The organism is Desulfosporosinus sp. SYSU MS00001, from assembly GCF_049943955.1.
GTDB lineage: Bacteria > Bacillota > Desulfitobacteriia > Desulfitobacteriales > Desulfitobacteriaceae > Desulfosporosinus.
In genome coordinates this window covers 116457-143331 of record NZ_JBNFTW010000006.1, presented here as the reverse complement: position 1 = coordinate 143331, position 26875 = coordinate 116457, and the positions used below count along the sequence as shown (strand labels likewise).

At 39.7% G+C, this 26875-nt stretch carries 27 protein-coding genes and 1 other RNA gene; 21 read left to right on the top strand and 7 right to left on the bottom strand.

What is annotated here, in order from left to right:
* The first annotated feature begins 14 nt into the window (after window positions 1-14).
* Both ACPUYX_RS12585 and lgt read left to right on the top strand, forming a co-directional pair.
* A complete protein-coding gene (locus ACPUYX_RS12585; RefSeq protein ID WP_426379999.1) occupies window positions 15-215 on the top strand; it encodes a hypothetical protein in 201 nt (66 codons plus the stop codon).
* A 268-nt stretch (window positions 216-483) separates the two neighbouring features.
* On the top strand, window positions 484-1293 hold the full coding sequence (gene lgt / locus ACPUYX_RS12580) for a prolipoprotein diacylglyceryl transferase (RefSeq protein ID WP_426379998.1): 810 nt from the start codon (window positions 484-486) through the stop codon (window positions 1291-1293).
* Between the two features lie 45 nt (window positions 1294-1338).
* On the opposite strand, the gene ACPUYX_RS12575 is transcribed toward lgt, so the two are convergent.
* Together ACPUYX_RS12575 and ACPUYX_RS12570 are read right to left on the bottom strand one after the other, a co-directional pair.
* Window positions 1339-1779, bottom strand: coding sequence for an FmdE family protein (locus ACPUYX_RS12575; protein WP_426379997.1), 441 nt, complete (start codon window positions 1777-1779; stop codon window positions 1339-1341).
* A gap of 197 nt (window positions 1780-1976) precedes the next feature.
* Window positions 1977-2348: a TIGR04086 family membrane protein gene (locus ACPUYX_RS12570; protein ID WP_426379996.1), complete on the bottom strand. Its 372-nt coding sequence runs from the start codon at window positions 2346-2348 to the stop codon at window positions 1977-1979.
* Window positions 2349-2636: 288 nt separating this feature from the next.
* On the opposite strand from ACPUYX_RS12570, the gene ACPUYX_RS12565 reads away from it, so the two are divergent.
* From ACPUYX_RS12565 to ACPUYX_RS12555, 3 genes are all read left to right on the top strand, one after another.
* On the top strand, window positions 2637-3086 hold the full coding sequence (locus ACPUYX_RS12565; RefSeq protein ID WP_426379995.1) for an IclR family transcriptional regulator: 450 nt from the start codon (window positions 2637-2639) through the stop codon (window positions 3084-3086).
* Between the two features lie 51 nt (window positions 3087-3137).
* A non-coding RNA gene (gene ssrS / locus ACPUYX_RS12560) (6S RNA) lies at window positions 3138-3323 on the top strand.
* Between the two features lie 128 nt (window positions 3324-3451).
* The gene (locus tag ACPUYX_RS12555) at window positions 3452-4081 is read left to right on the top strand and encodes a histidine phosphatase family protein (protein ID WP_426379994.1); all 630 of its coding nucleotides are present in this window, start codon (window positions 3452-3454) and stop codon (window positions 4079-4081) included.
* Between the two features lie 73 nt (window positions 4082-4154).
* Here the strand turns inward: ACPUYX_RS12555 and ACPUYX_RS12550 are convergent, their stop codons facing one another.
* Complete coding sequence (locus tag ACPUYX_RS12550; protein ID WP_426379993.1) at window positions 4155-5177, bottom strand: phospholipase D-like domain-containing protein; 1023 nt, start codon at window positions 5175-5177, stop codon at window positions 4155-4157.
* 154 nt (window positions 5178-5331) lie between these two features.
* Between ACPUYX_RS12550 and ACPUYX_RS12545 the strand changes: the two genes are divergently transcribed.
* The 12 genes from ACPUYX_RS12545 to surE all read left to right on the top strand — a co-directional run bounded on the left by ACPUYX_RS12545 (window position 5332) and on the right by surE (window position 15649).
* Complete coding sequence (locus ACPUYX_RS12545; RefSeq protein ID WP_426379992.1) at window positions 5332-7629, top strand: M28 family metallopeptidase; 2298 nt, start codon at window positions 5332-5334, stop codon at window positions 7627-7629.
* Window positions 7630-7702: 73 nt separating this feature from the next.
* The gene (locus ACPUYX_RS12540; RefSeq protein WP_088227884.1) at window positions 7703-7942 is read left to right on the top strand and encodes a YkuS family protein; all 240 of its coding nucleotides are present in this window, start codon (window positions 7703-7705) and stop codon (window positions 7940-7942) included.
* A 197-nt stretch (window positions 7943-8139) separates the two neighbouring features.
* A complete protein-coding gene (locus ACPUYX_RS12535; protein WP_426379991.1) occupies window positions 8140-9414 on the top strand; it encodes a class I SAM-dependent rRNA methyltransferase in 1275 nt (424 codons plus the stop codon).
* A gap of 71 nt (window positions 9415-9485) precedes the next feature.
* Window positions 9486-9935, top strand: coding sequence for a Fur family transcriptional regulator (locus ACPUYX_RS12530; RefSeq protein WP_047808213.1), 450 nt, complete (start codon window positions 9486-9488; stop codon window positions 9933-9935).
* A gap of 428 nt (window positions 9936-10363) precedes the next feature.
* Window positions 10364-11530 (top strand): tetratricopeptide repeat protein, encoded by a 1167-nt coding sequence (locus ACPUYX_RS12525; protein WP_426379990.1) that lies wholly within the window; start codon window positions 10364-10366, stop codon window positions 11528-11530.
* A gap of 99 nt (window positions 11531-11629) precedes the next feature.
* A complete protein-coding gene (gene queD / locus ACPUYX_RS12520; protein WP_426379989.1) occupies window positions 11630-12007 on the top strand; it encodes a 6-carboxytetrahydropterin synthase QueD in 378 nt (125 codons plus the stop codon).
* A gap of 3 nt (window positions 12008-12010) precedes the next feature.
* A complete protein-coding gene (queC, locus tag ACPUYX_RS12515; protein ID WP_426379988.1) occupies window positions 12011-12706 on the top strand; it encodes a 7-cyano-7-deazaguanine synthase QueC in 696 nt (231 codons plus the stop codon).
* A 63-nt stretch (window positions 12707-12769) separates the two neighbouring features.
* Window positions 12770-13327, top strand: coding sequence for a DUF366 family protein (locus tag ACPUYX_RS12510; protein WP_426379987.1), 558 nt, complete (start codon window positions 12770-12772; stop codon window positions 13325-13327).
* Window positions 13327-14058: a 7-carboxy-7-deazaguanine synthase QueE gene (locus tag ACPUYX_RS12505; RefSeq protein ID WP_426379986.1), complete on the top strand. Its 732-nt coding sequence runs from the start codon at window positions 13327-13329 to the stop codon at window positions 14056-14058. Before ACPUYX_RS12510 ends, ACPUYX_RS12505 begins: the two co-directional genes overlap by 1 nt.
* Window positions 14059-14095: 37 nt before the next feature.
* Entirely contained in the window at window positions 14096-14668 is a 573-nt protein-coding gene (gene folE / locus ACPUYX_RS12500; protein WP_426379985.1) for a GTP cyclohydrolase I FolE, read from the top strand.
* Window positions 14669-14682: 14 nt separating this feature from the next.
* Entirely contained in the window at window positions 14683-14880 is a 198-nt protein-coding gene (locus ACPUYX_RS12495) for a YpmA family protein (RefSeq protein ID WP_088227877.1), read from the top strand.
* A gap of 13 nt (window positions 14881-14893) precedes the next feature.
* Window positions 14894-15649, top strand: coding sequence for a 5'/3'-nucleotidase SurE (surE, locus tag ACPUYX_RS12490; protein WP_426379984.1), 756 nt, complete (start codon window positions 14894-14896; stop codon window positions 15647-15649).
* Between the two features lie 43 nt (window positions 15650-15692).
* Here surE and ACPUYX_RS12485 read toward each other — a convergent pair whose 3' ends face one another.
* Both ACPUYX_RS12485 and ACPUYX_RS12480 read right to left on the bottom strand, forming a co-directional pair.
* A complete protein-coding gene (locus ACPUYX_RS12485; protein WP_047808207.1) occupies window positions 15693-15914 on the bottom strand; it encodes an alpha/beta-type small acid-soluble spore protein in 222 nt (73 codons plus the stop codon).
* 385 nt (window positions 15915-16299) lie between these two features.
* Window positions 16300-17835, bottom strand: a complete 1536-nt coding sequence (locus tag ACPUYX_RS12480) for a putative polysaccharide biosynthesis protein (RefSeq protein ID WP_426379983.1) — start codon at window positions 17833-17835, stop codon at window positions 16300-16302.
* Window positions 17836-18023: 188 nt separating this feature from the next.
* On the opposite strand from ACPUYX_RS12480, the gene iadA reads away from it, so the two are divergent.
* Both iadA and fusA read left to right on the top strand, forming a co-directional pair.
* Window positions 18024-19187 (top strand): beta-aspartyl-peptidase, encoded by a 1164-nt coding sequence (gene iadA, locus ACPUYX_RS12475; protein WP_426379982.1) that lies wholly within the window; start codon window positions 18024-18026, stop codon window positions 19185-19187.
* A 141-nt stretch (window positions 19188-19328) separates the two neighbouring features.
* Window positions 19329-21350, top strand: a complete 2022-nt coding sequence (fusA, locus tag ACPUYX_RS12470; protein ID WP_426379981.1) for an elongation factor G — start codon at window positions 19329-19331, stop codon at window positions 21348-21350.
* Between the two features lie 82 nt (window positions 21351-21432).
* On the opposite strand, the gene ACPUYX_RS12465 is transcribed toward fusA, so the two are convergent.
* The gene (locus ACPUYX_RS12465; protein WP_426379980.1) at window positions 21433-21588 is read right to left on the bottom strand and encodes a hypothetical protein; all 156 of its coding nucleotides are present in this window, start codon (window positions 21586-21588) and stop codon (window positions 21433-21435) included.
* Between the two features lie 684 nt (window positions 21589-22272).
* Here ACPUYX_RS12465 and ACPUYX_RS12460 point away from each other — a divergent pair.
* On the top strand, window positions 22273-23457 hold the full coding sequence (locus tag ACPUYX_RS12460; protein ID WP_426379979.1) for a hypothetical protein: 1185 nt from the start codon (window positions 22273-22275) through the stop codon (window positions 23455-23457).
* Window positions 23458-24065: 608 nt separating this feature from the next.
* Window positions 24066-24338, top strand: coding sequence for a hypothetical protein (locus ACPUYX_RS12455; RefSeq protein ID WP_426379978.1), 273 nt, complete (start codon window positions 24066-24068; stop codon window positions 24336-24338).
* A 1352-nt stretch (window positions 24339-25690) separates the two neighbouring features.
* Here the strand turns inward: ACPUYX_RS12455 and ACPUYX_RS12450 are convergent.
* The gene (locus ACPUYX_RS12450; protein WP_426379977.1) at window positions 25691-26854 is read right to left on the bottom strand and encodes an MFS transporter; all 1164 of its coding nucleotides are present in this window, start codon (window positions 26852-26854) and stop codon (window positions 25691-25693) included.
* Window positions 26855-26875: the final 21 nt, after the last annotated feature.

The following is a 26875-nucleotide window of genomic DNA, read 5'->3' as shown; positions in this document are numbered from 1 at the left end:
TGGAGGTGTAAATAATGCTCTTTCAATGGTTAGTAGTTCTTATTGCTGTCGCTATCTTAGTAGTTACTGTTTATTCAGATGCTTTAACTGGTAAAAGGAAACATTCAACCTATTTCCAAACAGTTCAAAAACCTTTGGGAAAAAATGAACGAGAGGCTTCTATTCCTGATTCGGACCGGCATAATCGTTTCTTTTCTAAACTGAATACTTTATAAAAAATAATGGCAGATCCGATGGACATTGCATCGGATCTGTCATTATTTTTTGTACTATCAGAAAGTATTACTTTTGGTTGTATACTGCAAGAAGAGTTAATACGTGCGAAGACAGTGTCTTCGAGCGCCATCTAAGTCAATAGTTGGTTGCACTAGGCGTAGTCCGAATTGCAATTTTGGATATAGTTGGATATAATCAAAGGAAGTTTGGCTATAATACTGAAAACTTGAAAAAACAGGCAGATATATTTGAGTGGAGGAAAAATTAATGCATCAGTTTTGGTTTTTTATTGGAAATTTCCCAATACGTGCTTATGGTACGCTTTTTGCGCTAGCCTTTGTTCTGGGAGTAGGAGTCACTTTATACTTTGCCAAAGCTGACAAACGAGAAGAATATATGGAGACCATGCTTGATTTGGCGCCTATATTACTTCTTTGCGGGTTGCTGGGTGCAAGGATTTGGCAGGTGTTTTTTTTCGATTGGTCTTACTATAGCCAATATCCTGGTGAAATTATTGCTATCTGGCATGGAGGACTTTCTATCCAAGGCGGAGTCGTCGGGGCCTTATTAGGAGGAGGACTATATGTCTGGCGTAAAAAACTTCCCTTCTGGGATCTTGCTGATTTAATTGCTCCCGGCTTGATGCTTGCTCAATCAATAGGGAGAGACGCTAATCTAATGAATGGTGATGCTTTTGGGGGTCCAACAGGAGGAAACTTTGGCATCCTCTATCCGGTAGGGACAATTGCCCGGGATACTTTTGGCAACCAACCTCTTTGGCCAGCCGAAGTATGGGAAGGACAAGCAGACGTTATTATCTTTGCAATCCTCGTCATCCTTAAGCTAAAGAAATGGCCCTCAGGGACGATTTTCCTGCTTTATTTAGTTTTCTATAACACCTCAAGGTTTTTCCTCGAAGGGCTAAGAGGTGACAGCCCAAGGTTCTTGTTCCATTGGACAGCGGCACAATGGAGCAGCGCAGTAGCTGTCATTATCGCCTTATGTTTGTTGGCGTGGAGAATCTGGAAAGATCGTCACCATAAGGACTTAAACGATACTCCCCAGGATTCTATTTAAGGAGAGCTGTCATTCTTCTTAATTTCTAATACTTAGGAACATGCTTTACTGGTGTTCGTCTTTTTGAATTGTGCAAAACACGGTTTCATCAGAACTGAGAATAAACTGGATTGCTTCCAAAGTTGCATTTTGTATTTCGCGGCGGGTGGCTAAATTTTCCGGAATGACCAAATGCTCGAGAATTTCCGGGAGTATCGTGATGCCCACACGAACAGAGGTGCCCGAATATGCAAAGAGGTATTTGTGCTGTTTATTCTCCTCGACATTTAGTGCCCCTCGGCCGAAGGTTGCATGATTTAATATTTGAAAGGCGTCTAAAGCACAAGAATGGGTCTGGGCTGTCACCATAAGCTCAGCGCTGGGTGTTGGTTTAATACCTAATTCGCGCATAGCAATTTGGGCAACCCGGTAACCTAAGGCTATTTCCGGACAAGTATGGCCGTGAAAATCGATCACTTGTTCCCAAGGAGTTTTTTCAATACACATAGATTATTCCCCTTTCGATTGCTTTGAGGATATTGTATAACTTAGGGGATCAAATGAAAAGGGTTATGAACGCATTAATCAATATAGTGATATTTTATTGCAGGAATTTTTTAATATAAATAGAAATTAGAGGGAAATCTTTAGGAATTTCCCTCTCTCAAATTTATCGTTGTTTGATGAGTTCTAGTTCAATTGTTCTAAGTGTTAGGGAAAAGTACTCCAATAATTCCGCCTATCCCACCGGATACAAGAGCAATAACGGCCTTTTCACCCATCCTGAGCCATGAAGGCGCATCCGACCACAAAACGGCCGATAGAATAAGAACGACGAGTGAAAAGCCCAAGCCGATGGCAAGTCCGTAGTATAAACCTTTAGTGCCTGCTTGATGTGCAGTAATAAAGGATGCCGCAAAAACACTAAAGCCAAAGATAATATTGAGGAACAAGTCTGATTCTGGAACGGATGTGTAGGAAAGTACGATTCCGGAAACTACTGATAACAATAAGGCTAACACGGTTGCTAAAAGAATTCCTTTTAAAATCATCGTTAACTGAAAGGATTTTGTCATGGTATCCCTCCTTTAATTGTTAACTACCTATGCCTCTTTTTCTAAGAGTATGACAACACCTTCCGATAAAGATAAAAATATATTTACGAGGAACCAGCCGGAGAACATACTTTTAGTTTAGCAGATGGAGTAATTCAAAAACTTTATGGAGATAAGTAGATTATTTTAAAATTGTATTTCAAACTTCATGTTAAAAGTAATCCTTAGTATGGATTTTTGTTTAAAATTTGCTATAATATTAATTATTCTTCAGTGTTTTAATTAGTGTTGTGGAAGGATGGACTAGCTTTGAGATTAAAGGAAAAAACTCATCGGAAATTTGTCGATTTTTTTGAGAAGATTTCTAATATGTATCAAGGACAAGATTTTGAATTAGCATATTCAGATATTCAGAGAGAAACGGGAGCAGCAAGTGTTACCTTAAAACGAGCCATTCAAGCATTGGCAGAGGATGGAGTACTTGACGTTCAGCCAGGGAGAAATTCCAGATACGCTCGGTTTCGTTACCTACTTGCGGCCCAAACAGCTGATGGTATAGAACCTTCATCTAGTGAAAAAGAGGACGATGAAAATTCTATTGTTGACGAACAACAAAATAATGATACCATTAACGAAAATCTTCAGGAGCTTCTTCAGCTAGTTGATCATCTTCGTCGACGGGTACGTAATCAAGAGATGTCCATTGCCTTGTTGCAGGATCGAATGGCGGAAATTGAGGATAAACTGCGAAAACGATAATTTCCAAGCATTTGCTAGAGATTTTTTTAAATTATGGTGATATAATAAAAACATAGCCTGACTTGTGCGTAGAGATTTTCATGGTTTTGATCCTATTAATGACACGGGAACTAAATGCCATGTGACTACAACATGCCCTTTCTTTGTGGAAACAGGGAAGTTGGAAAGCATGGACTAGGTACCCACCTGCGAAAGCGGGGTCAGAAACCTGAAATCTTACGGCAAGTTGGGGAGGGTAGGGAGAATTTCCTACCCTTGTTGTATTATCAGAAGATTTAATTTATGTTATATATACGCGAAACAGGGCGATCTTTTTCTACAGATGCTTTGTCGCCGAATAAGTTTCTTTTATAAGAGGTGTACGAATGACAAGGATAATTTTAACTCGTCATGGCCAAACCTTGTGGAATACTGAAGGACGTGTCCAGGGGCGTCTGGATTCCCCGCTTACCGAAACTGGGCTGCTTCAGGCTCGATCTTTGGCCAATAGACTTAAGGACGAGGGGATTCAATATATATATTCCAGTGACGCTCCCAGGGCGCGCGGAACTGCTGAAGAGATTCGGCGAGAAATCGGATTGGATCAACTGATTGTCAATCCCGCCTTGCGAGAATTTTCCTTTGGCGATTGGGAAGGGCATATTTGGGGAGAATTACGGAAAGCATATCCGGATTTATTTAAAATATGGGATACATCCCCCCATTTAGTCACGACTCCCGGCGGTGAAAATATGGAAATGGTACTATTACGCTCCTGGGATTATGTCCAAAAGATTCTTGCCAACCATCCAGGAGAGACTATTTGTGTGGTAACCCATGGTCTAACCCTGAAACTATTAGTAACTAGAGCTTTAGGTTTTGAGATTCATGATTGGGCCAAAACACCTTGGCAGAATAATACAGCCCTCAATATTTTTGAAGTTGACAGTAATGGATGGAAACCGGAGTTGGTTGGAGATTGTCAGCACTTAGAAAAAATTGACCAAAGATCTTAGATCCTGGATTCATCTAAAAACCACCCAAGGCAAAATGCTTTGGGTGGTTTTTAGATGAATCCGGGATCTTTGTTTAAGGTGAGCTTTTCTTCCAATCCTCTTGAAACATTTGGTCTAATTTTGAGGTTGCAGTAGGAGAGGGGACTGTAATAGAAAACTCGTGATCTGCAACAAAGTTATAACGTGTCCATTCGGAGCCGCTTGTCAGAAAGGAGTTCTGGTCAAAAATTGCCAGATGAAGTCCGAGAGGTGACTGCTTAGGAAAATAACGTATGGATATGCCGCCGGCTTTTAATTTTTCCAGAGTTACCGGTGTTTTGCCGGCAACAGTGGAGTCTAAGATAAGGCGGATATCTCGGCCTTTTCCTGCAGCATCAAGTAAGGCTTGAACGATATCTGGTTCAGTGATTTCTGTGTTTTCTATCCAGATGGATTTTGTACTGCTGGATATATACTCTAGTAGTTGTTGCTTGACGTTAGCGTTGACAGCCAATGTAATGTTATCGTTGTTAAGAGTCGTTGTTTTTGGTACATCTAAAGGGAAGGTTGTGGTGAATTCCCAATCCTTGGAAAAGAGAGCTGCGATTTTCAAGGCATAACTTCCAGAAAGCTCCACGGCCAAATCATGTGCTTTGAATCCTTCACTTGTCCAGGATGGTCCGTATACTAAAGCTTTGTTTTGGTCAACAATTAACCACTTAGTATGGTCACTTTGTCCTTTCTGAGCAGGATAATACTGAATCGATACATTTTGATTTTTTAACTGGTCGAGAGTAGCCCAATTTTGTTTTTGCCATTGATCTAAGAGGATATGAACTTCGATACCTGAACGGGATTTAGACAGCAAAAGATTGATGAGTTGAGGGTCGTCAAACTCAGCTTGTTCTACGTAAATTGAGGATTGTGCTGATTGAATCAGAGTAATGGTACGTTGATAGATGGCCTCTTGATCAATCAAAAGTGTTTCGGCAGAAAGATTGGAAACGGGTGCCTTCTTGGCAAAAATTTTAGGAACCTTCATGGAACATCCGCTTAACAACAGAAGGCAGAATAAAAGAATAACTATTGTAACTAAGGGGTTATGTCGCTTAGGCATAATATTTACTTCTCCCAAGGTCAAAATTTGTCTACATTATAACATATGTGTCCAAAAGGTTGAAAGATTGGAAAGGCATAACCTCAAGAAGTTTTTCATAAGAATTGGGCAGGGTGAGTTTAAAGCTTTGAAAGGGCATGGGGTTATGAGGGTGATGAAAACTCGTTGGACTATTATCGTGATGACGATTTTTAGCGTTTTGGTAATTCTAGGGTGTGTGAATAGTAAGGCTGAAGCTGTTTTGCCTGCTCAAGGATCAGGTTTAAGCTTCTCTGCAGCCTCAGCTTTTGATCATGTCAAATATCTTACGGATAAGATTGGTCCTCGCCCGGCCGGGAGCAAAGGTGAGATAAAGGCAGCTCAGTATATTGCTTACGTTTTAAGTCAAAATGGCTGGAAAGTTCGTGAACAGCCATTTAGTAAAGTAATCCTTCGCAATCCATCCCTCAACGACCCTCAAAAACGTGTTGAATTGATAAATAGTCAAAATATCATCGCTGAGCTGCCTGGGACACTTCCAGATACGGTTGTTCTCGGAGCTCATTATGATACGGCAGCAATGAATGTACCCGGAGCTGTAGATAATGGTTCAGGGGTAGGAGTATTGCTTGAACTTGCACGAGTCTTAAGCAAGGAACCTCATCAAAAAACCTATCAACTGGTTTTTTTTGGTGCGGAAGAAAACGGGCTTGTTGGTTCAAATTATTATATCTCACAAGCTGATCTATCAGCTGTACAATGGATGATCAATGTTGATATGGTCGGAACTCCTCTGGAGATTGATGTAGCAGGCAATAAATCTGCCCCGCCGGAGCTGCTTAAACAAGTTTCTGCCTTGGCTAAAGAGAGCCATATTTCCTTTCATCTCAGCCGGGATTTTACCGTTATGACCCGGGATAATTCGCAGGGTGGTTCAAGTGATTTCAGCTCTTTTTTAGATCAGGGTATTCCTGCCTTGGGCTTGGGGATCTACGGAAGGCCGGAAGGATATTTCCATAGACCAGAAGATCGGCTGGATCATGTTTCCTTGGAAACCATGCAAACCGTTGGCAACTTTGTTTATTTGTTAGTGAATAACGTGAAACTAGATAAACTTGGACCTCAGATCTGGGATGAGCTGTATCTTTCGTTTCAGATTGGCGGTAATGTTTTTGTACTGCCTAGTTTTGCGTTGAGAGGATTTATTATTCTCGTTTTGCTTTTAACAGTTATTATCTATTTTAATTACCTGAAAAAACGCAAGGACAAAATACCCTGGAAGAATGTTTTTATAAGTATTGGCATTATTATGCTTATAAGTATGATCATCGCGGGAGCTGGTGGAATCGGAGAAATCCTTTGGCAGAGCTTAAAACATACCCAAAAGGTATATTACGCTCATCCGGAAATATACCTTATTGCCCGTGTGGGGATTTCTGTCAGCCTGATAGTGTTTCTTGCCAGTTGGCTAAAAAAGCTGCCAATGACCCGAGATGCAAACCTCTATTGGCTGACAGCTGGATTCCCGCTCTTGATTTTGAGTCTAAGCTTAGCTCTTATACGTATTGATCTCGCCTTTCCTTTTGTTTTCTGGCTCTTTTGTCTAGACATTCAGTACTTTTTTTCCAATATCTTGTTCGTACTAATAGGTCCCTATTTCCTATATTCAATCCATTATGAGCTTCTGAATTCTGATCAGTGGTTGAGTTTTAATGAAGCCATCAGTAAATACCCTGTCATTTTTCTTGTAACGTATGCCTTACTTTTAGTTCCCTTTTTGCTTGCCTGTTGTCATGTTGCCCTGAAGAGCTCCCCTCTTGCTCGGAAAATTTTGGCCTATGTAAAAATGCCGGCCTTAATCGGAATTAGTCTGCTGGTGCTTTGTTTAGGTTTGGTCCCCTCCTTCAACGAGAAGTACCCGCAGCAAGTTACGGTTCAAGAAGAATGGCTCGGGAGGCAGGAGGGAAAAATTCATATATATTCTGATGAACGTTTACCGAGTCAATTAGTGAAGGATCTAGGCGTCAAAGAAGGAAAAAGCGTCGAGGTACCTCTGCTCAATGAGAAAGCTCCTTTAAGTGTGGCGGCGACAGTTGAGGAAAAAAATCTCAACCCTGAAAGAATTTTGAATTTAACCATAAAATTGAATTATCTTCAAGAGCCTTATTTAGTACAACTAGAATTGGAAAGTGATCATCCTTTCGAAGTTAAAACGGATGAATTTCTTCCCATGTCTAAATTGCCTAAACAAATACAATTGGTAGGATTTCATCAGCCAACGGGAAAGTATTCTCTGCTCTTACAAAGAACCCCGCCACAGAGGAACAGCATTCATTTAAGTGTAGAAACTCAGGGATTGCTAACATGTTCAATCCAAGGAATCTTTCCCTGTGCGGAGCCCCAGCTGCAAATAAATGATGAACGATTATCGGTGGATTATTTGCGTTTATTTAAAGAAAACTATTCTTTTTAAGGAAATTTCTCTCGGGATAAGATCATTTATCGGTGGAAAACTAAGTTTAATTCGAGGAGAGGGTGAAAAATAAATGTATAAAATGATCGCTGTAGAAGATGGACTCACCAATGTAGTGCAAGCATTACATGCTTCAGGCTTTAAAACCGCTCCTTTAGAAGGAAAGGCATTGTATAATATACAGGCAGTTGTTGTTAAGGGTGATGGAACTAATAATTTATCACCGGATTGGCCAGTGAAATTGCCGGTTATTAATGCCTCTGGCCGGAGCGCTGAAGAAGTCGTCGAGGTTCTGAGGGATCGTTTTTCCTAACAGAGTAAACACGCTCAGCTAAAGCTGAACAACCGTTTATTAAAAAGCCATCCGAACAAGGATGGCTTTTTAACATGAAATGGAGCGGTATTGTATGAAACTTTGAAAGAAAGAGAAATGGAAGCTTTCCTTTCTTTTGATTTCACGGTATATTTTAAAGATATGAATCTTTACGTTTTTGAAAGCGAGGATCTTTTATGTCTATACCAAGAGTGTTTCTTATAAAAAATCGCAAAAGAAGGCTTGAACAAGGGCATCCGTGGATCTATCCCGGAGAAATTGGCAGAATCGAAGGGAATCCCTCGGGAGGGGATATTGTACATATTTTAAACCACGACGGACATTTCTTGGCCCAAGGATTTTTTAACCCCGTGTCACAGCTAACTCTGCGAGTGATATCCTATTCGGAAAAACCCATTGATGAAGACTTTTTTTTAGATAAAATTCAAAATGCCTGGAAGCGTCGGCAATGGTTATTATCTAATATAACCTCCTGCCGGATCGTCCATGGTGAAGCGGATTTCTTGCCTGGTCTAATTATTGATAAATATGAAGATGTTCTTGTAGTTCAAATTCTTGCCCTTGGTATGGAAGTCCGGCGACAATGGATTTTTCAGGCCTTAAAGAGAATTTTCAATCCGCGAGGGATTTATGAACGAAGCGATGTTTCTGTTCGGCGTTTGGAAGGCCTGGAAGAGAGAGTTGGCTTCGTGGATACCCCTTTTGATACCCAAATAATCCTCCAGGAAAATGGGCTAAAGATCATGGTTGATGTAGCTGAAGGACAGAAAACAGGGTATTTCTTTGACCAACGTGAAAATCGTGCTTCCCTGAAGCCTATTATGACTGGATGGGGTGCTAGTCATGGGATTTACCAGGATCCTGATGGATGCCCTCGAGATAAAAAGGGAAAAGAAATTAAAAATCCGTTTTGGGATGGTGCTGAGGTCTTAGATTGCTTTTCCCATACAGGATCATTTATGTTGCATGCCTGTCTGTATGGGGCTAAAAAGGTTACTTGTGTTGATATCTCGGAGAAAGCTATTGAGATGGCCAACAGAAATGCTTTGCTTAATGGATTTCTTCATCGTACTCAATTTGTTGCCGAAAATGCATTTGATTTTTTAAGAAAACAAGTGAACGATAAGAAAACTTGGGATGTCGTCATCTTAGATCCTCCGGCCTTTGCTAAAAGTCGTCAAGCTCTGGAAGGAGCGCTGCGGGGCTATAAGGAGATAAATCTTCAAGGGATGAAGTTAGTTCGAGATGGCGGAGTTTTAATAACAGCATCCTGTTCATACCACTTGAGTGCTGCGCGCTTTCAAAAAATGTTGCAGGAAGCTGCAGCAGATGCCCATAAAATCTTGCGCTTAGTAGAATTTCGCCGTGCCGGTAAAGATCATCCGGTTCTTTTAGGAAGTGAAGAAACCGACTATCTGAAGTTCGCAATTTACGAAGTCTTCACTCGTTAATATTTCTTAAAATCACTTTGCAAAGTGAAAATAATGTCTTATAATAGGAAATATATGGAGGGGGGGCATTGATGGAGAATTTCAGAACGTTTGAGAATATCTGCAACTTGCTGCGTAATCACTCCTATAAAGTAACTCCTCAACGACAGACGATTCTCCACATGTTTGTGGAACATGTGGATCGTCATTTAAGCGCCGAAGAAGTATATATGCTCGTTAAAAACGAAAATCCGGAGATAGGTCTTGCCACTGTTTATCGGACACTAGATATATTGGCGGAAATTGGAGTTCTTATTAAGAACGATTTTGGAGACGGCCGAACTCGTTATGAATTTAGTCGTAAGGATGAACATCATCATCACCATCATCTTATCTGCTTACGCTGTGGAAATGTTTCGGAATTTGATGATGATTTATTAGAGTCTTTAGAAGCCGTTATTATGAAACGTAATCATTTTAAAGTTTCCGACCACGATTTGAAATTTTATGGCTATTGTTCTAAATGCGAAGGGGCGCAATGATGCGTCGCCTTTGCGTTTAAAATCGAAATTATAAGTCCAATCTTCTTCCTTGATGGAACATCAAAGATAGAACCTCTGTTTACAAAAACTCGGCAATTAGCCGAGTTTTCTTATTGTCAGAACGAAGTTTCTAAGACACTGTTAATCATTTTTTGTTGATCTATCCAATCGTAGGAATCCCAATTCGACAAGTGGGATTGGTTCTATACCGAGTTCACTGTTGATTTATAGGAATAAATACTTATTGTGACATAAATTAAGGAGTAATTATAATAATCTGACGAGAGTAAAGGAAAAACATATCTAGTTTAATGAATAATCGCATATATCCAAGGCTTTTGGCGTTCGATTCTCGGGTGTGGTAGAAGGATTAAAAGAAAAAAAGGAGAATGAAATAATTGAAAAATAAGTAAAAAGGGGCTGAGACAATGGGTGTACCTTTGGTCTCAAACGTCAAACAAAAAAGGCCATCTCTCAGGAAAACATATATATGGAATTCTTTGCAAGCAAAATGGCACTTTTGGCTGGGGAAAACGGATGTGGCTACCCAGGAATGGGTAGATTTATTGAAACAATGCAAAGGTAAGTTTCGACTCAGCGAAGTCGAACACTTAATTGAAGTTCAGGCATTCCAAGAAGCAAGGGATTATTTGGAATCCTTGCAGCAAAATAACAACGATGAGTCTGGAATGATATGCGGTCTCTTGGCACAATGTTATCTTGGACAAGGTCTCATTCTCCAAGCGAAAAATTCTATTGAGGAAGCGCTTAAATTAAAACCGCAAAACTCAAAGTTCTGGGAGATCCTTGCAGATTGTCATTTGGAACAAGGAAATTGGCAGGAGGGAGTTAAGGCTCTTGATAATTCCTGTCGGGCAGAACCTAAAAATGCAGAAACCTATTATCGTCTGGGGATTATTTATGCTTATCATGAAGAATATCAAGAAGCCTTGCGCTGTTTTCAAGGGTGTTGTCAATTGGTACCGCGTGAATCCCGATACTGGGAAGAAAAGGGAGAAATGCACTTGAAATTGGAGCAATTGGCAGATGCCTGCTTTAGTTTTGATCGGGCCCTTCGCTATGGCGGAACGCCCGATTTAGCGGCAAGATTAGCCTATTGTTATATTCAAACCGGTCAGATAAAAAAAGGAATACAATATTACAAATTCACCCTTAAGTACGAACCGGATCATTATGATTCTTTAAGTAATCTCGCTGCAGTCTATCAAAATCAGGGGCGAACTCAGGAAGCATTAAACCTCCTGGATCGGGCTATAAAAATTTATCCCCAAGATCCAATTTTACTCAACAATCTGGCCTTTACCCTTGTTCAGCAAGGAAGATCAAGAAGGGCGGCAGACTACTATCAAAAGGCCTTGCAGTTAAGCCCCGATCACCCGTTGATTCTTTATAACCTTAGTGTATGTCTTACTCGTAAAGGTAATTGGCAGGAGTGTATAGAATCTCTAAATAAACTTATTGAAATAGACCCCGATCATTCGGCGGGATGGGCTTTACTGGGAAATGTATACGATCAAATGAATCAGTACGATACGGCCATTGATTGCTATAATAAAGCACTAAAATTAGCCTAAGAAGAAGGGAAACCCCTTCTTCTTTTGTCTAAGTTTCATTTTTCTTTTGTAACTAAAAATGTTAATATAGATATTATTATCTCAAATAAGGAGTTAACTATGTTTCAGGTATGTGTTCAGGCGCATTTTGATGCCGCCCATTTTATCCGCAATTACAACGGCAAGTGTTCCAATTTGCATGGGCATCGTTGGAATGTTGTCGTTTGCATCGAAGGCAGTCAATTAGACAATTTAGGAATGTTGGTAGATTTTAGTGACGTAAAACAGGCGATTAGAAAGACTCTTGATTTGTTAGATCACAGCCTGCTTAATGATTTGCCGGCGTTTGGGCCCGAGGGAGTCAATCCTACGGCAGAGCTGATAGCCCAATTTCTATTCTGTGAATTTAAGAAGAATTTAGTACTAGGTGAAAATCACTTAGTATGGGTGAAAGTTTTCGAAGCTCCAGATGCCTGGGCAATTTATAAGGAGGACTGACCTTTGGCCGGTATCGTTTTACTATCGGGCGGTTTAGATTCAACAGTGGCTATGGCCCTATTTCTCGAGAAAGCAACCCTGGATTTAGCCATAACGTTTGATTATGGTCAACGGGCAAAGGAGAAGGAAATATCTGCATCTCGTGAGATTGCCGACCATTATCATATCCACCATGAAATTATTGCTTTGCCTTTTCTTCAAGAGCAGACTCGAACTGCCTTGGTTAATCGTACAACAGATCTGCCCCAACTTGAGTTTGATCAACTTGATAATATTGAAAAAGAGGCTCTTAAAAGTGCTCATCAGGTTTGGGTACCTAATCGAAATGGTTTGTTTATGAATATTGCCGCTGTATTTGCTGAAAATATGGGTGAAGAGGTAACCCTGATTACGGGTTTCAATCGCGAAGAGGCGGCAACATTTCCGGATAATTCTTTAGGATTCATGAACGCAATGAATGATTGCTTTAAATACTCAACCCAAAATACGGTGACGGTTGCAAGCCCTACTGCAGCGTTATCAAAATCAGAAATTGTCCGAGAAGGCTTAAGACTCAATATTCCATTTGAAAAGCTATGGAGCTGTTATGAAAATGGACAACGGCTTTGTGGACATTGCGAAAGTTGTTTGAGAATGAAACGAGCTTTAATCGCAAATGAGGCTCAGGCTTTGGTAAATAAACTGTTTGACACTCCTTAATAGGATCAAAATATATTTTTAAATTTTAAAAAGAATTAAAGGCCGCGAAAAGAGGGAATAGTCTTGAACTATCATATTCATCATAATCCTCTCAACTATGATGGGAGTCAGCTTCAATCCCTGTTTACCTACAAAAACTTTGGTTTAATGGGGGATAGTCTGTGTGTATTTCGAGGTGCATGCCGCGTTGAACAAAATGAGATGGTGGACATGGAAGATGTAGCAGCACAAGATTGGATATATAGTGAGGACATGCTGCATTTTATTGTTGAACATTTTGAAATGGATTTAGAAAAAACGATTATTCGGCAGCGCTTACTAATAGCAACTATTAAAGAAGAATTGGGAAAAATAGGGGTGACTACTCTGAGGCGAACTGGAGATGACCTTTATAATGGAGACCGAAAGCTTTCAGTAAGTATTGCAACCCTTTCGCCTGTTTCCACGCTTATCCACTGCGGCTTAAACGTTTCCAACCATAATACTCCTATTCCGACGATTGGCTTAAATGATCTTCAAGTCCAAAATGTTTTTGAATTCGGTGAAAACGTCGCCAAACGATATTGTGCTGAGGTCTTGTCCATGCGCCATGCCCGCTGTAAAGTTCGAGGGGTTATGTGATGATTAAGATACCGGTAACTGAAATTTTTTCATCGATTCAAGGAGAAGGACCGTACGTCGGAACACGTCAAATTTTCTTAAGGTTTCCTCGCTGCAATTTAAAATGTCCATATTGTGATACAGAGACTATCGTACCGAAACATTTTCGCATGGAACCTACCCCAGGTTCGCGAAGTTTTCGTGAGTTCAAAAATCCTATTGATATTTTCGAACTAGTAGAGTTGCTTCAGTCTTACGATTTTTCTCTCCATCATTCCCTAAGCATCACTGGCGGAGAACCTCTTCTTTGGGCTGATGAACTTTCGTCGTTTCTACCCATAATCAAGAAGAAGAATCTTCCGATTTATCTGGAAACCAACGGAACACTACCGTCCCAACTTCTCAAAATATTGTCACTTGTTGATATTATCAGTATGGATATAAAGTTACCTTTTGGAGAAGAGGTCTTTTGGGATGTTCACGAAGATTTCCTGCGTAAAAGTCTCGCCAAAGAAGTATTTATTAAAATTGTTGTGACTGAGAAAAGCAAATTAGAGGATCTTCAAAAGGCACGGGATTTAATTGCGGGCGTCAAACCGTCATTGCTGACTATTTTACAGCCCGTCACCAAAGTCAACGGTTGCGAGAGTCCTAAACCCGGCCAGCTTTTAGATTGGCAGGGATTCTTTTTAGAAAAGCTTATGAATGTCCGAGTTATTCCTCAAACCCATGTCTTTATGGGGCAGTTATAGAAATAGTGAGGGATCATCGTGTAAAGGAGTTATGATTATGGGGATGGATTTAGAAAAAATTGAGCAGGCTGTATATATGATTTTAGAAGCAATAGGGGAGGATCCTAAAAGAGAAGGACTTCAAGACACACCAAAGCGTGTTGCCAGGATGTACGCCGAGGTATTTGCAGGTCTGCATGAAGACCCCAGCAGACATTTGAAAGTACAGTTTTCAGAAGAACATGAAGAAATGGTGATTGTTAAGGATATCCCAGTCTATTCCATGTGTGAACATCATCTTGTCCCTTTTTATGGGAAGGCTCATGTTGCTTATATTCCCAGGAAAGGGAAAATCACCGGTTTGTCGAAATTCGCTCGGGTCGTAGAGGGCTTTGCCCGCAGACCTCAACTTCAGGAACGCTTGACATCTCAGGTTGCTGATGCAATTATGGCCGAACTCTCACCTTTAGGGGTGCTTGTTGTTATTGAAGCAGAGCATATGTGTATGACCATGCGGGGGGTAAAAAAGGCAGGTTCGAGAACGCTTACTTCTGCTGTCCGGGGAATTTTTAAAACGAATCCTATAACGAGATCAGAGGCTTTTTCCTTAATTCAGGGTCATAAAAGCTAAGAAAGAGGTATCCTATGGATGAGAGACCTACTTCTCCTATACCGGAGCGGCCGGGAAAACTCGAACTTATTGCGACACAGAAGGTTAGCCCTAATCGAGAACTTTATAAAGTGGTTGATTTCCTCAATAAAAACTTGAAAGATTATCGACTGATGTTTGGGTTAACAAAAAAAGAGGATAAAATGGTCGTGTCGATTTATGAAGTAGAGTAATAGGAGGAACGATATGCATATTTTGTTGACTAATGATGACGGCTATTTCGCTCCAGGAATTCAAACGCTGTACGAGGTTCTTGCCAATCATAATGGATATGATGTCAGCATTGTAGCACCTGATGGTCAGCGCTCAGCAACGGGTCACTCCATTACGTTATTTAATCCTTTATTTGTGGCCGAACATCTACTGAAAGAATCCTTTAAAGGATTTGCTATAAGCGGAACTCCTTCCGATTGTGTAAAACTTGCGATTCAAGGTGAACTTATTCCTAAACCTGATCTTCTGATTTCGGGGATTAATCAAGGTCCTAATTTGGGGACGGATATTTTTTATTCCGGAACGGTTTCCGCAGCTATGGAAGGAGTTTTACTGGGCGTTCCCTCTATCGCTGTGTCTTTAGCCAGCTTTGAATATCAGGATTTTGAACCCGCGGCAGCCTATATCGCTGAGAATTTGAATCTTTTTCTCAAGTTGAATCATAAGGGATTGATTAATTTAAATCTTCCCGGAAAACCTCGCCATGAGTGGCAGGGGCTGAGAGTAACAAGATTAGGTAAAGCAGTTTATGAAAATATTTTTGAACAACGAACCGATCCCAGAGGAAGGCTTTATTATTGGCAAAGTGGTACTATGACTCCAGATAATGAAAACGATACGGATTTACGGGCAATTGAGGAGGATTTCATTTCCATTACTCCGGTCCATAGTGATTTGACGGATTATGCGAGTTTGCCGCTTTGGACTGAAGTATTGGCTAAGCAATAAAGGAGTACAGAAATTTCTGTACTCCTTTATTGCGGAATACGGTTTAGACGGGGGTGTTCAGAGATTCTTTTGCTCGTCGGATCATTGTCTTTACCATACTTCCGCCGATTCTGCCGCCAACATGCCCACATTCTCGGGAGGTCATGTTTTCCCAGCCTTGGGTTTGGATCTTAGAACTAAGACCTAATTCCTCCGCGACTTCCCATTTGAATTGTTCTAAAACCGGCTGCGGTAAAATACCGGCGTTTCTATTACGACGACTCATATATAAATCTCCTCCCTCTTATCTTTATCCGTACAATGATAGTATTTACATTTTTTCAAGCTTTATAGTGATAAAAAATTGGATATCTTATTTCTTTTTGTTAAGGAAGGAAGTTTCATGATATTTGGATCGTTTATAGTTTACGTTATTATTTTTGCTTTGCTTCTATCATTTCCAAGTTTCAGAAATAAAGAACGTTCAAGCTCTGTAATTAAACTATTAGTTGTCCCTATTTTTTTAGGCGCATTGTTAGTGATATTAAAAGTAATAAAAGTGTACTTTATATATAAGTTTCTGATTATTCTTTTTGTCGGTATTTTACTTTTGTTATCCTATTGGCAATGGGGAGAACAATTTAGACGTTGGTGGAGATGATTTTTTAAGGCTATAAAAATTTCCCGAGCCAAGGCAGTCGTCTTAAATCAGAGAAGGTTATGCCACCATTGAGAACCAGAACTATACCGTAAAGCAAAACTCCGCAGGAAAATTCCAAACTATAGCCTACTAAATTTCCACCTAGGATGGGGTCTAAGAGGCTAAAAGCAAGAATCATGGCGATTCCTCCGCTAAAGGGTTGGAGGAGAAAACGCTGAAGGTCAATAGGCATGCCGCTGCTTCGTGAGATAGCTAGAAGGTTCAAACCAGCCATAATAATAAAACCAATGACATAAGCCCAAGCGGTTCCCCGCAGACCCCACTGAGGAAGGCCGGTAAGGTAGATCAAAATGGGAATTCGCAGCATGGCTGCAATAATTGAATGAAGAACCGGAAGTTGAACTTTTCCGAGTCCTTGCAGAATCCCTGTCGTTGTTTGTTGAATGTATGAAAAAATGCCGCCTAATGCTAAGATTCGCAAAATTGGCGAGATTTCAGGACTTTTAAAAAATGCAGTAAGTGGGCGGGAAAAATAAAAGAGAGTGATCAGACAGGGAATACCAATCAAGATTGTTAAACGAATTGCTTCAACGCTTCGAGCACGGACAATATGGAACTGGTGCTGAGCTGCTGCTTCAGAAATAGATGGAACTAGTGACGTTGCTAAGGCAAAGGTAAAGACGCTGGGAAAGGTAAGCAAGGTAAAGGCAGATCCCCCTAATTGTCCGAACAAAGTCGTTGCTTCCCGAGCGCTGTAACCGGCAGCGTGCAAACGTTGAGGGATGAGCATCGCATCTAAAGCGGACAGTCCGGTAGAAAATAATCTTCCGACGGTGACCGGAGAAGCGAGATGCCATAATTGCCTTAAAATATTGCCCGTAGAAGGGTGGGAGGCCGAGCCTTTTTCTAAGGGTATTCGAGACCTATGGTAATGGATGATAATTACAAAAAGACCGACAGCTTCTCCGGCCAGCATTCCGAAGGCTAATCCCGCCGCGGCCCATTCAACACCGGCTTTGAGAAGGTAAATGGCTGTTGTATAGCCTACACCAACGCGGACAATTTGTTCACAAATTTGGCTTACTGCTGTAGGAACCATGTTTTGTAAGCCTTGAAAATAACCTCTAAAGACTGAGGAGATAGAAACTATGAAGATAGCGGGTGTACAAATCTGAAAAATCGTCAGGACTCTAGGGTCAGGAAAAAGCCTGTGCGCGATGTAGGGTGTCAGGAAATAGAGGCCTGATGAAACTAATGCCCCCGAAACTGTAAGAAGCCAAAAGGCAAGGCGAAAGATAGAACGAGCTTGATGAGCTCTTCCTAAGGAAACCTCTTCGGCGACCATTTTGGCAACGGCAAGGGGAATTCCGGCTGTCGTAAAAACCAGAGCCAGCATATATAGGGGAAAGACCATATTAAAGAGTCCGTAGGCTTCTCCACCTATATGGGCCATGATTAAATATTGGTAAGTAAAGCCTAATACGCGGTTCAATAAATTAGCGCCTAAGAGAATCGTCGCTCCGTAGACAAAGGTCCTTCTTGGCATTTTTATCCTCCACAACTATGGCAATATTGTTACTTCTAACCATATGCGCAGGGAAATAAGGAAATGCTTAAGAAATTTTTTACCGAACTGTGAAAATCAAAAGGATTTTACTGTTGTATAGAGAAAAGTTTTCCATGGAGGAATATGGTTCTTAAAATGGGGCATTCTACCTCAAGGGAGGAATCATAATGTGGCAACTGCTTAAGAACGCAAAGATATATAGTCCGAAATATATTGAAGAAACAGATGTTCTCATTGTTGGTTCGAGTATTGCAGTTATCGGGAGGAATCTGCATTTACCTGACTTTGTCAAGGGAGAAGAGATTGATCTTAATGGCTTGATCCTAACTCCTGGTTTTATAGATGCTCATGTACATATCTGCGGCGGCGGCGGGGAAGCTGGCCCGGCTTCCAGAACCCCAGAAATTCAACTGTCACAGCTCACTCTAAGCGGAACAACCACCGTTGTCGGCTGCTTAGGGACAGATTCGGTTTCTCGCTCAATTCCAGAGCTTCTCACGAAGGCCTATGCTCTTGAAGATGAGGGAATTAGCACCTTTATCTACAGCGGTGCCTATCAAGTACCAGTAAGAACACTTCTGCCAACGCTTCAGCAAGACTTGGCCCTGATTGAAAAAGTAATCGGTGCAGGAGAAATCGCAATTTCAGATCACCGTTCTGCTCAACCTCAAATTGCCGAGCTTGAACGTTTAGCTTCAGAAGCCCGAGTCGGTGGAATGCTCGGAGGAAAAGCCGGCGTCGTTCATCTCCATCTTGGGGAGGGGAAGCGTGGACTCGATTATATATGGAAGATTCTTGAACAAACCGAGATTCCTATTACTCAATTTATGCCAACTCATATTAATCGTACTCATTCCTTGATAGAACAGGGAATTCAGTTCTTGCAGGCAGGAGGACACATTGATTTAACAGCAGGGTGTGATGATTTTCCCGCTGAACTTCAGGTGCCGGCTGTCCTTTCAATGTTAGAACAACGCGATCTTCTCAATGAACGAATTACTGTAACTTCGGACGGAAATGGAAGCATGCCAGAATATAACGAAGAGGGTGTTTTAGTTGGCATGGGTGTTGGCTCTGTCGAAGTTTTATGGCGTGATGTTCGAGAAGCCGTACATCACCATGGAGTAGCCTTAGAAAAGGCTTTAAGTACCATAACATCTAACGTGGCCGGAGTCCTGTCTCTCAAAAATAAAGGCATGATACGAGTAGGTTATGATGCTGACCTGGTAGTCCTCGATGAGTCTTTACAAGTTCGAGATGTCTGGGCCAAAGGAAACTACATGGTAAGGAATAAAAAACCCATCTTAAAAGGAACTTACGAAAAGAAATAATTTTATAATGAGAATACTTGACCTGCTCGGCTCAATAAACTAATCAAAACTATTATCTTCAGACTTTAATCAAAGCTCCCAATTACTGTTGCAAGTAAAAGGCTAAGACCTTTTCTTAATAACATACTAGGAGGGATCGTCTTGAAGAACTATGACACGAAAAATCTTCGCAATATCTGTCTGGTCGGCCATGGTGGAGTAGGAAAGACTTCTCTGTCGGAAGCTTTTCTCTTCAACTCGGGTGTGATCAACCGAATCGGCAAAATCACTGAAGGAAACACAGTCTCGGATTTTTTGCCAGAAGAAATTAAACACAAAGTGTCGATTAGTACGAGTCTTATTCCTATTGAATGGCAAGGAGTTAAGGTCAATGTTCTCGATACTCCAGGATATTCGGATTTCTTTGGGGAAGTCATAAGTGCTCTGAGAGTTGCAGAGTGCGGGGTTATTGTTCTCAATGGTGTATCAGGTCTGGAAGTACAGGCTGAAATTACTATGGAACTTATGGAAGAAAAGAAGCTGCCGAAAGTTATATTTATTAACAAACTGGATCGTGAGAATGCCAATTTTAATAAGATTATTGAACAACTGAAAGACGTATATCCAGATGCCCGCTTTGCTCCTTTACAAATTCCGGTTGGACTGGAAGCGGATTTTCATGGAGTAATCGATATTATCGAAAATAAGATGTACAATTTTGAGACAAACGGAAGCGGCAAGTATGTGGTGCAGGAAGTTCCTGAAGACTATCAAGATGAATTAAACCTGCTACAAGAACAGCTGACAGAAGCGGTTGCCGAAGCTGATGATGAAATCCTGATGAAATATCTCGATGGAGAATCGTTAACGTGTCAGGATTTGCAAACGGCTTTACGTTTAGCATTGAAGCAAAATCTCGTGATCCCTGTACTTTGCGGCTCAGCGTTTAAAAATATCGGCGTAAAAAATCTTCTCAATTTCTTTGTCGATTTAGTTCCTTCACCCGAGGTTTTACCACAAAAAGCTGCTTTAGTTTTTAAAACCCTTGCTGATCCTTATGTTGGAAAGATGTCTTTTTTTCGAGTATATGGAGGTACTTTTTCCTCAGAATCCATAGTCTATAATGTTAATCGAGATGTTGAAGTAAAAATTGGTCAACCCTTATATTTGAGAGGCAAAACCCAGGAACCCATTGCATCTGTTCCAGCGGGAGATATAGCAGTTGCCGCCAAATTGCAAAGTGTAAAAACAGGGGATACCTTATGCACTAAAGAACATCCGCTCCAATTAGAAGATATAGATTTTCCGATTCCAACCTTATCGATGGCCATTGAGCCAAAGAGCAAGGGCGACGAAGATAAACTAGGCAATTCTTTAGCAAGATTAGCCGAAGAAGACCCTACCATCAAACTTAGCAAAAACATAGAAACAAAAGAGTTATTGTTAATTGGTTTAGGTGAAATGCACCTTGATATTCTTCAGGAAAAATTAGCTCGCAAGTTTGGAGTTGCTGTGGCTATCAAAGTCCCGCGAGTTCCATATCGTGAAACGATTCGTAAAGCTGTGAAAGTTGAAGGAAAGCATAAAAAACAAACTGGCGGGCATGGACAATATGGTCACGTCTGGATTAATCTGGAACCCTTAGATGGTAAAGATTTTGAATTTTCGGAGGAAATATTCGGAGGGTCGGTCCCTAAACAGTATATTCCAGCAGTGGAAAAAGGAATTCGGGAAGCCATGACCGAAGGGGCTATGGTTGGATATCCTGTGACCGATATCAAGGTCACTCTCTGTGATGGTTCTTATCACTCCGTTGATTCGTCGGAAATGGCCTTTAAACTGGCTGCCATAATTGCCTTTCGCAAGGGAGTGGAATTGGCAAAACCAACGTTGCTTGAGCCGGTGGTGGAAGTTGAAGTTAAAGTACCTGAAATCTTCATGGGTGATGTCATCGGAGATCTTAATACGAAACGGGGAAAAGTATTAGGGATGGAGGCCTGCGGAAAATATCAAGTCATTAAGGCACACGTGCCTCAGGCTGAAATGATGCGTTATGCCATTGATTTAAGGGCTCTTACTCAAGGAAGAGGGTCATTTACTCTTAAATTTCTACAGTATGAAGAGGTTCCGGATAGAATTAGCGAAACCATCATAAATCAGCTTAAGGTGGCCAATAACCATTAGTACTTCTAAAAAATAGAACGGGAAAGAAGGACTGATACCTCTCTGAATATCAGTCCTTCTCAAGGTGCTTAAAGGAAATACCTTAATTCCCCTCAGTACGTTGCTTTTGTTCCTTTTTTGTTTCTCCTAATCTCTCGATTTGAGGCTCATACATTTCTTGCTTGATGTTTTGAAAATGTTGTTCCACTTCGGGATATTTTGCGGCTAATTCTTCTCTTCTGGCTTTATCTTTACTCATTATGAACCCTCCTTGTAGTTTGCTGATTCCCTATACAGTATTTCCTGAGTTGGCATAATAAATGTTGATTATTTTGTGTTTCATTGTTTAATCAAGTTATTCAAACACCATGACTTCTTTTTTTAGGGATGACTCATCAAGAAATTAAATGTCTGTAAATTTAATACTTTATTAATATAATGTTCATGGAATCATAAGAATTTTAGTTTAATCTTATAAGCAAGGGTGACTGACCTATATCAACTAATTGAAAGAGATGCTGATTATGAAATTAATTATTACCTTGCTTACATGTGGCTTTTTATTTACAATCTTGAGAAGTTTTTCGGTTACGGAGTGAACTCGTTCAGCTAAAGCTGAACATCAGATCTTCGGTGACAAAAGTGTCCTGTGGACACTTTCACCGAAAGCGCCTAGCCCATAACAAATGCTATTGCGCTGAAGGATGGACTGAGTCTTACATTGTATAAACATAACCTATAAATCGATAAAGTGAGAAAATGCAGCAGGGGATGCTAGAACAACGAAGGTTCGCAAAGCAATATTCCCTGCTTATTTTTACCTAAAAAAGCAAAATAATTTAAACCTGAAAATTAATCTCTAATTTTCCGATATACAATGTAGGATGAAGTATATTATAATATAGTATAGTTCCTATTAAGATAGTAGAGAGGGAGGAAATGAATGAAGAGGAAAAAAATAGTGATCTGGTTTGCTTTGGCTATGATGTTGCTTCTGGTCTTAACAGGCTGCAGCAGTAATGAACAGGAAATTTTTAACGCTGCCTTGAACATGCAAACAATTAATTCATCACATAGTCAAACAACGATGAATTTTCACGTCAGTGGCCAGGGGTTTGATCCACAGGATCAACAACAAATCGATTCTGTTGCTACGTTGTTAAATAATGCTTCGCTCAATTTTGATGTAGAATCTACATATAATGATCAGAAAACAGTCGGTAAGAGCAAAGTTATTATGGACGTAGTTACTCCGGGAATGAAAATTAATGTCCCCGTTTGGGTAGACTCGGATTTGACGGGGGATACCCCATCAATTAAGGAAATTATAGGACTTCCTTTAGTTGCCAAAAGTTCATTGCCTCAACAGTTTGCTAGTAAAGATTACTTAGTCATTAACCCTTTGGATTCGAAAGATTCTGGTTTGAATAATGATAGCCTAAAGCAACTTTTAGAATTTAGTAAAACCTTTCAAGAAAAAGAAATTAACTTTTTGAAAAGTTATGCAAGTCGATTTAACCCGGATTTTGACACTGTCGCTAACTCAACCGAAACTATATCCACTGATGAGGGCTATAAGTTAGTCCGAGGCTATGAATTTAGACTTAATGATAAGCAATTTAAAGATTTAATACGTTATACCGTTAATAATTTTACACAAGATAAAGAAGCTATGGATTTTGTGAAAGATTTGGTTAATTCCACGTTGCAAATGAGTCAAGCACCGGACAAGGAAAAAAGCATTAGTGACTTCAATCAGGCTTTTGAACAATTCAATGCTAATAAAGCGGATTTTTTGACGATGTTTAATACTCAAATGGATCGGTTGAAGAATGTTACTCTTTTGGGAGATAAAGGGATCGATCTAAAATATTATATTTATAATGGTTATATAATAAAAGAGAGTGGAACTATCGACCTTAAAATTGACTTAAATCAATTGAATCAATTCATGAGCAAAGAATCATCCGCTTCAGATACTCCAAAAGGTAGTTTGGAAATGATCCTTAATTATAATTCTGATATTTCCGGAATAAACTCTCCAATAGAAATTCAAATACCGGGAGTTAACGCGACTAATTCATTTAATATGACTGATTTGCTAAAAACGGAACAAAAAAGTAATTAATTATTTTTTCTTACGGAACAGACATAGCACTTAGGTCTTCCAACATACCATAACGCTTTATAAAACATTTGATGTAATAAATTACCAGGATGCTTTTTGACGCAAATATGTAAATTTATAGTATAATATGTCGTAAGAAAAATATTTATGTCTCTTAGTTCCTTAGTTTCACGATTTTTTTAGAATGAAGAAGATTTCTCAAAACCGTGTCCCTCAGAATCTTTTAGCGGGATATACAATGGGGCATTGCGCTTTAACCTCCGGACGCGGAGGTTTGTTTTTTGTTTAGGGTTCCTTTTGATATTCCTTATGACGTAATAAACGTCAGGATAGAGTGGTATTTGGCAAACATTTGAAGGTATTTGCCCAAGCCCTTGGGCATAATGTTTATTGGCGTTTGATTTACCCTCCGTCAACTCTCGTCATTAAATGATGAGAGTCTTTTTGTAACTATAAAATTCATATTATAGTTATATCAAGGTGATTTATCGGAAGCTAATTTCAAAGTTTAGAAGGTTTATGTGTTTTTATGTTGAATATATCGTTTATATGTATTTTTTGTGAAAATCATTACTTGCAATATAATCAATAAGGAGGAGGTTTGAAAAATGTCTGATTCGAGGGAAAATGGAATTCTTGCCAAAATATTTGCCAATAGAATCAAAATTGAATCTTGGTTTGAAACGCTACAACATCCCAATACCTTTTGGATGATCCCCTTAGCCAGCCGGGGAATACTGCGTACGTTATTAAAGTGCCAGAATGAAATAAGCTTCAATGAACTAGCGGAAATGAGTACTGATAATAGAGATGTTACAAGTATGTATATGCTTGAATTAGAATCTGTTCTCGAAGAACATAAACTATTTATTTTACAATAATTAACTTCTTATAGTCTTAAATCGAGTCTGAACTACCTTTTGAATGAAGGGGAGCAATTTCTTCCCGAAAACAGATAATTTCCTTCAAATAAGTGAAATATAGTGCGAATTGCGAGGGGGTTTCTTAATTGACGGAGTTGTCGACATTTTCTTATAATTATATATAATAATATTCGATTATGGAGGAAAGGACGTTGTCTTGTGTCTATTGCTGTTGGCAAGTCTGAAGTTGAAAATTCCAGGAAACAATATTCTGGAGAACCAGATCAAATCGAGAATAACATAACGGAGAACATCGCTCCATTTGTTCCTTTTATAAAAGAGTGTAAAATGTGTCACTCAATCTGGGATTATTTCAGTGAGATGACGGAATGTCCCAAGTGTAGAACTAAATTTCAGGCTGTTCGATGAGAGACGCCAAAGGTTGAAAATTATCTTTTCAAGAAGTCTTTTAATTCAGACGACCTTATTCGGCAAAATTCTTACATGCTCTAAGTTAAAATCTTTATGTGGATTCTGGAAAGGGTGATTCCTGAATTCATAGGGGCGCTTATCATGAAAATGAGAAGCGCCCTTAAAAAAAGGTATTTTAATAAATAAAATTTATCGTGAACATATATATTTTCTATCGACAAGACACTTGAAAGATGATAGCCTTTTATTAGTTAAGGTGTATTGGCATTCACTTTAACCTCACTAGACTCCCATACTAACCAATGGGAGTTCTTTTTATAGTATTATTAAGTATTAACTTGTGGATGTTTATTTTTCACTATCATGAGTGAAGTCCAAAAATGCATCTGCGGCATTACTGTAAATTGCTGAAATTCGATTTTCGAGTTTGGCAGTATTGGTTATTTTCTATTTGAAATCAGCTTTACCTTGTCTCTTTTATCGTTCTTTATTTTTTCCCAGCGGCATTCGTCGATTTTAGCATATCCACATTGTTTCTTATCTAAGCAATGTTTACAATAGCATTCTTGCCCTCTGCATAAATCACACTGACACTTCACATGAAAACACCTCCGTCCTATTATATTGAAAACAATCATTAAACGACTAAGATTGATATTTACTGATATAAAATCTAAATATAATACTATATTCGACAAAAATATAATAGAACCTCTTTAATTGTTCTAATATTCATAATCGAATAATTAAATAGTTAATCATTTTAATTAGATAGTCGTTTAATTACAAACTGACCCAATGATTACCTCAAAACTAATTACAAAAAGTACTGATGAAATAATTTATAAAATTAATTAAATTGGATTAAATAAAAAAAGCGCCGTTAACGCTTACGGCACTTAAGTTCGATATGGCTGGGGGATAGGTGGAACTCTCCGTTAGGCTTCTTTAAATAGAGGACTAAGCTTATACATCGTCAACACGAAAACTGAACAGGCTAAGGCAATTATAGCCATGACAGAAAATGAGAAGGCTTTGGACGAATGATCGATCAAAATACCCATGACTATTGGTCCAAAGGTAATACCGAGTGAATATATCGATTGATAAAAACCCATGGCTGTGGATTTCTTATCTGCATCAAAGCCTCTTACAGCTATGGCCATAAGAATCGCCGTAAGCATGCCCGCGCCAAACCCGCCGATCATTTGGAGCGGGAAGAACCAGATAGGCTCAGGTGCGACGGCTATTCCGGCACAATATGCAGCAAGTAAAACAAAGCCTAACGTTATATTGCTTTTTTCGCCAAGCATACTCGAAGCCTTTGTACTGACGAAGTAGGCGCCGATAATATTCATAATACTAAATAAAACATAAATAGCACCAAGTTGGAGGCCTGTTGCACCGAGCTCTTTTGCAGTACTCGTTGTAAAGGAGTACACAGTTCCAAACATTAAAAACCAAACAAAACCGCCTAAAAGAGAGACTATTAAGAGTTTCTTATTCTTCATTACTTTGATAAGACTGGCGGCAGTGACATTTGTTCGGCCTGCAGTCTCAGATTTGATAAAGAATGAGAGAATGAAGCCGGTCATTCCGAATACAAAACTTAAGATAAACAGTGAGCGTATGCCCAATTGTTCAAAAACTCCACCGAGTAAAAACGCGGCTAAAATACCGACGTTCATAAGGGAAGTGATAAGGCCGATTGCTTTCGTACCTTCTGATTTGTCATAGTATGAAGAATAAAGCAAGGTAAAAGAAATCCATGTTGACGAAGCAACTCCCGATAGGGCATTAGCCACAAACAGCATAATAGGTGAACCAAAAAGTATTATCATGATAGAAGAAGTACCGGCTAAGAAGGCACCTATAATGATAAAAATTTTGTGATTCCCGACAATATCAGTAATAATTCCTAACGGAATCCTTAAAAGCAGTTGGGTGACTCCGTATGCCCCGACAATAACTCCCACAATGGTTGCCGATATCGAAAGAGATAGTAGGTAGGGTGTAAGGAATGGTATGTAGACATATTGAGCAAACCAAAATAGGACAGTAATCGCAGCTAATAGATTTCTTTTAAACTTTATGCCAGACACGTATATTACCTCCTAAGTGAA

What these genes read in the sequence shown, in the direction of transcription:
- ACPUYX_RS12555 (WP_426379994.1), top strand. Translation starts at nt 3,452, where the DNA reads ATGACAAGGATAATTTTAACTCGTCATGGCCAAACCTTGTGGAATACT.
- ACPUYX_RS12575 (WP_426379997.1), bottom strand. Translation starts at nt 1,779, where the DNA reads ATGTGTATTGAAAAAACTCCTTGGGAACAAGTGATCGATTTTCACGGC.
- surE (WP_426379984.1), top strand. Translation starts at nt 14,894, where the DNA reads ATGCATATTTTGTTGACTAATGATGACGGCTATTTCGCTCCAGGAATT.
- ACPUYX_RS12480 (WP_426379983.1), bottom strand. Translation starts at nt 17,835, where the DNA reads ATGCCAAGAAGGACCTTTGTCTACGGAGCGACGATTCTCTTAGGCGCT.
- iadA (WP_426379982.1), top strand. Translation starts at nt 18,024, where the DNA reads ATGTGGCAACTGCTTAAGAACGCAAAGATATATAGTCCGAAATATATT.
- ACPUYX_RS12525 (WP_426379990.1), top strand. Translation starts at nt 10,364, where the DNA reads ATGGGTGTACCTTTGGTCTCAAACGTCAAACAAAAAAGGCCATCTCTC.
- ACPUYX_RS12485 (WP_047808207.1), bottom strand. Translation starts at nt 15,914, where the DNA reads ATGAGTCGTCGTAATAGAAACGCCGGTATTTTACCGCAGCCGGTTTTA.
- ACPUYX_RS12570 (WP_426379996.1), bottom strand. Translation starts at nt 2,348, where the DNA reads ATGACAAAATCCTTTCAGTTAACGATGATTTTAAAAGGAATTCTTTTA.
- ACPUYX_RS12455 (WP_426379978.1), top strand. Translation starts at nt 24,066, where the DNA reads ATGTCTGATTCGAGGGAAAATGGAATTCTTGCCAAAATATTTGCCAAT.
- ACPUYX_RS12505 (WP_426379986.1), top strand. Translation starts at nt 13,327, where the DNA reads ATGATTAAGATACCGGTAACTGAAATTTTTTCATCGATTCAAGGAGAA.
- ACPUYX_RS12545 (WP_426379992.1), top strand. Translation starts at nt 5,332, where the DNA reads ATGAAAACTCGTTGGACTATTATCGTGATGACGATTTTTAGCGTTTTG.
- folE (WP_426379985.1), top strand. Translation starts at nt 14,096, where the DNA reads ATGGGGATGGATTTAGAAAAAATTGAGCAGGCTGTATATATGATTTTA.
- ACPUYX_RS12585 (WP_426379999.1), top strand. Translation starts at nt 15, where the DNA reads ATGCTCTTTCAATGGTTAGTAGTTCTTATTGCTGTCGCTATCTTAGTA.
- ACPUYX_RS12465 (WP_426379980.1), bottom strand. Translation starts at nt 21,588, where the DNA reads ATGAGTAAAGATAAAGCCAGAAGAGAAGAATTAGCCGCAAAATATCCC.
- ACPUYX_RS12550 (WP_426379993.1), bottom strand. Translation starts at nt 5,177, where the DNA reads ATGCCTAAGCGACATAACCCCTTAGTTACAATAGTTATTCTTTTATTC.
- ACPUYX_RS12535 (WP_426379991.1), top strand. Translation starts at nt 8,140, where the DNA reads ATGTCTATACCAAGAGTGTTTCTTATAAAAAATCGCAAAAGAAGGCTT.
- ACPUYX_RS12540 (WP_088227884.1), top strand. Translation starts at nt 7,703, where the DNA reads ATGTATAAAATGATCGCTGTAGAAGATGGACTCACCAATGTAGTGCAA.
- ACPUYX_RS12495 (WP_088227877.1), top strand. Translation starts at nt 14,683, where the DNA reads ATGGATGAGAGACCTACTTCTCCTATACCGGAGCGGCCGGGAAAACTC.
- queD (WP_426379989.1), top strand. Translation starts at nt 11,630, where the DNA reads ATGTTTCAGGTATGTGTTCAGGCGCATTTTGATGCCGCCCATTTTATC.
- ACPUYX_RS12530 (WP_047808213.1), top strand. Translation starts at nt 9,486, where the DNA reads ATGGAGAATTTCAGAACGTTTGAGAATATCTGCAACTTGCTGCGTAAT.
- ACPUYX_RS12460 (WP_426379979.1), top strand. Translation starts at nt 22,273, where the DNA reads ATGAAGAGGAAAAAAATAGTGATCTGGTTTGCTTTGGCTATGATGTTG.
- lgt (WP_426379998.1), top strand. Translation starts at nt 484, where the DNA reads ATGCATCAGTTTTGGTTTTTTATTGGAAATTTCCCAATACGTGCTTAT.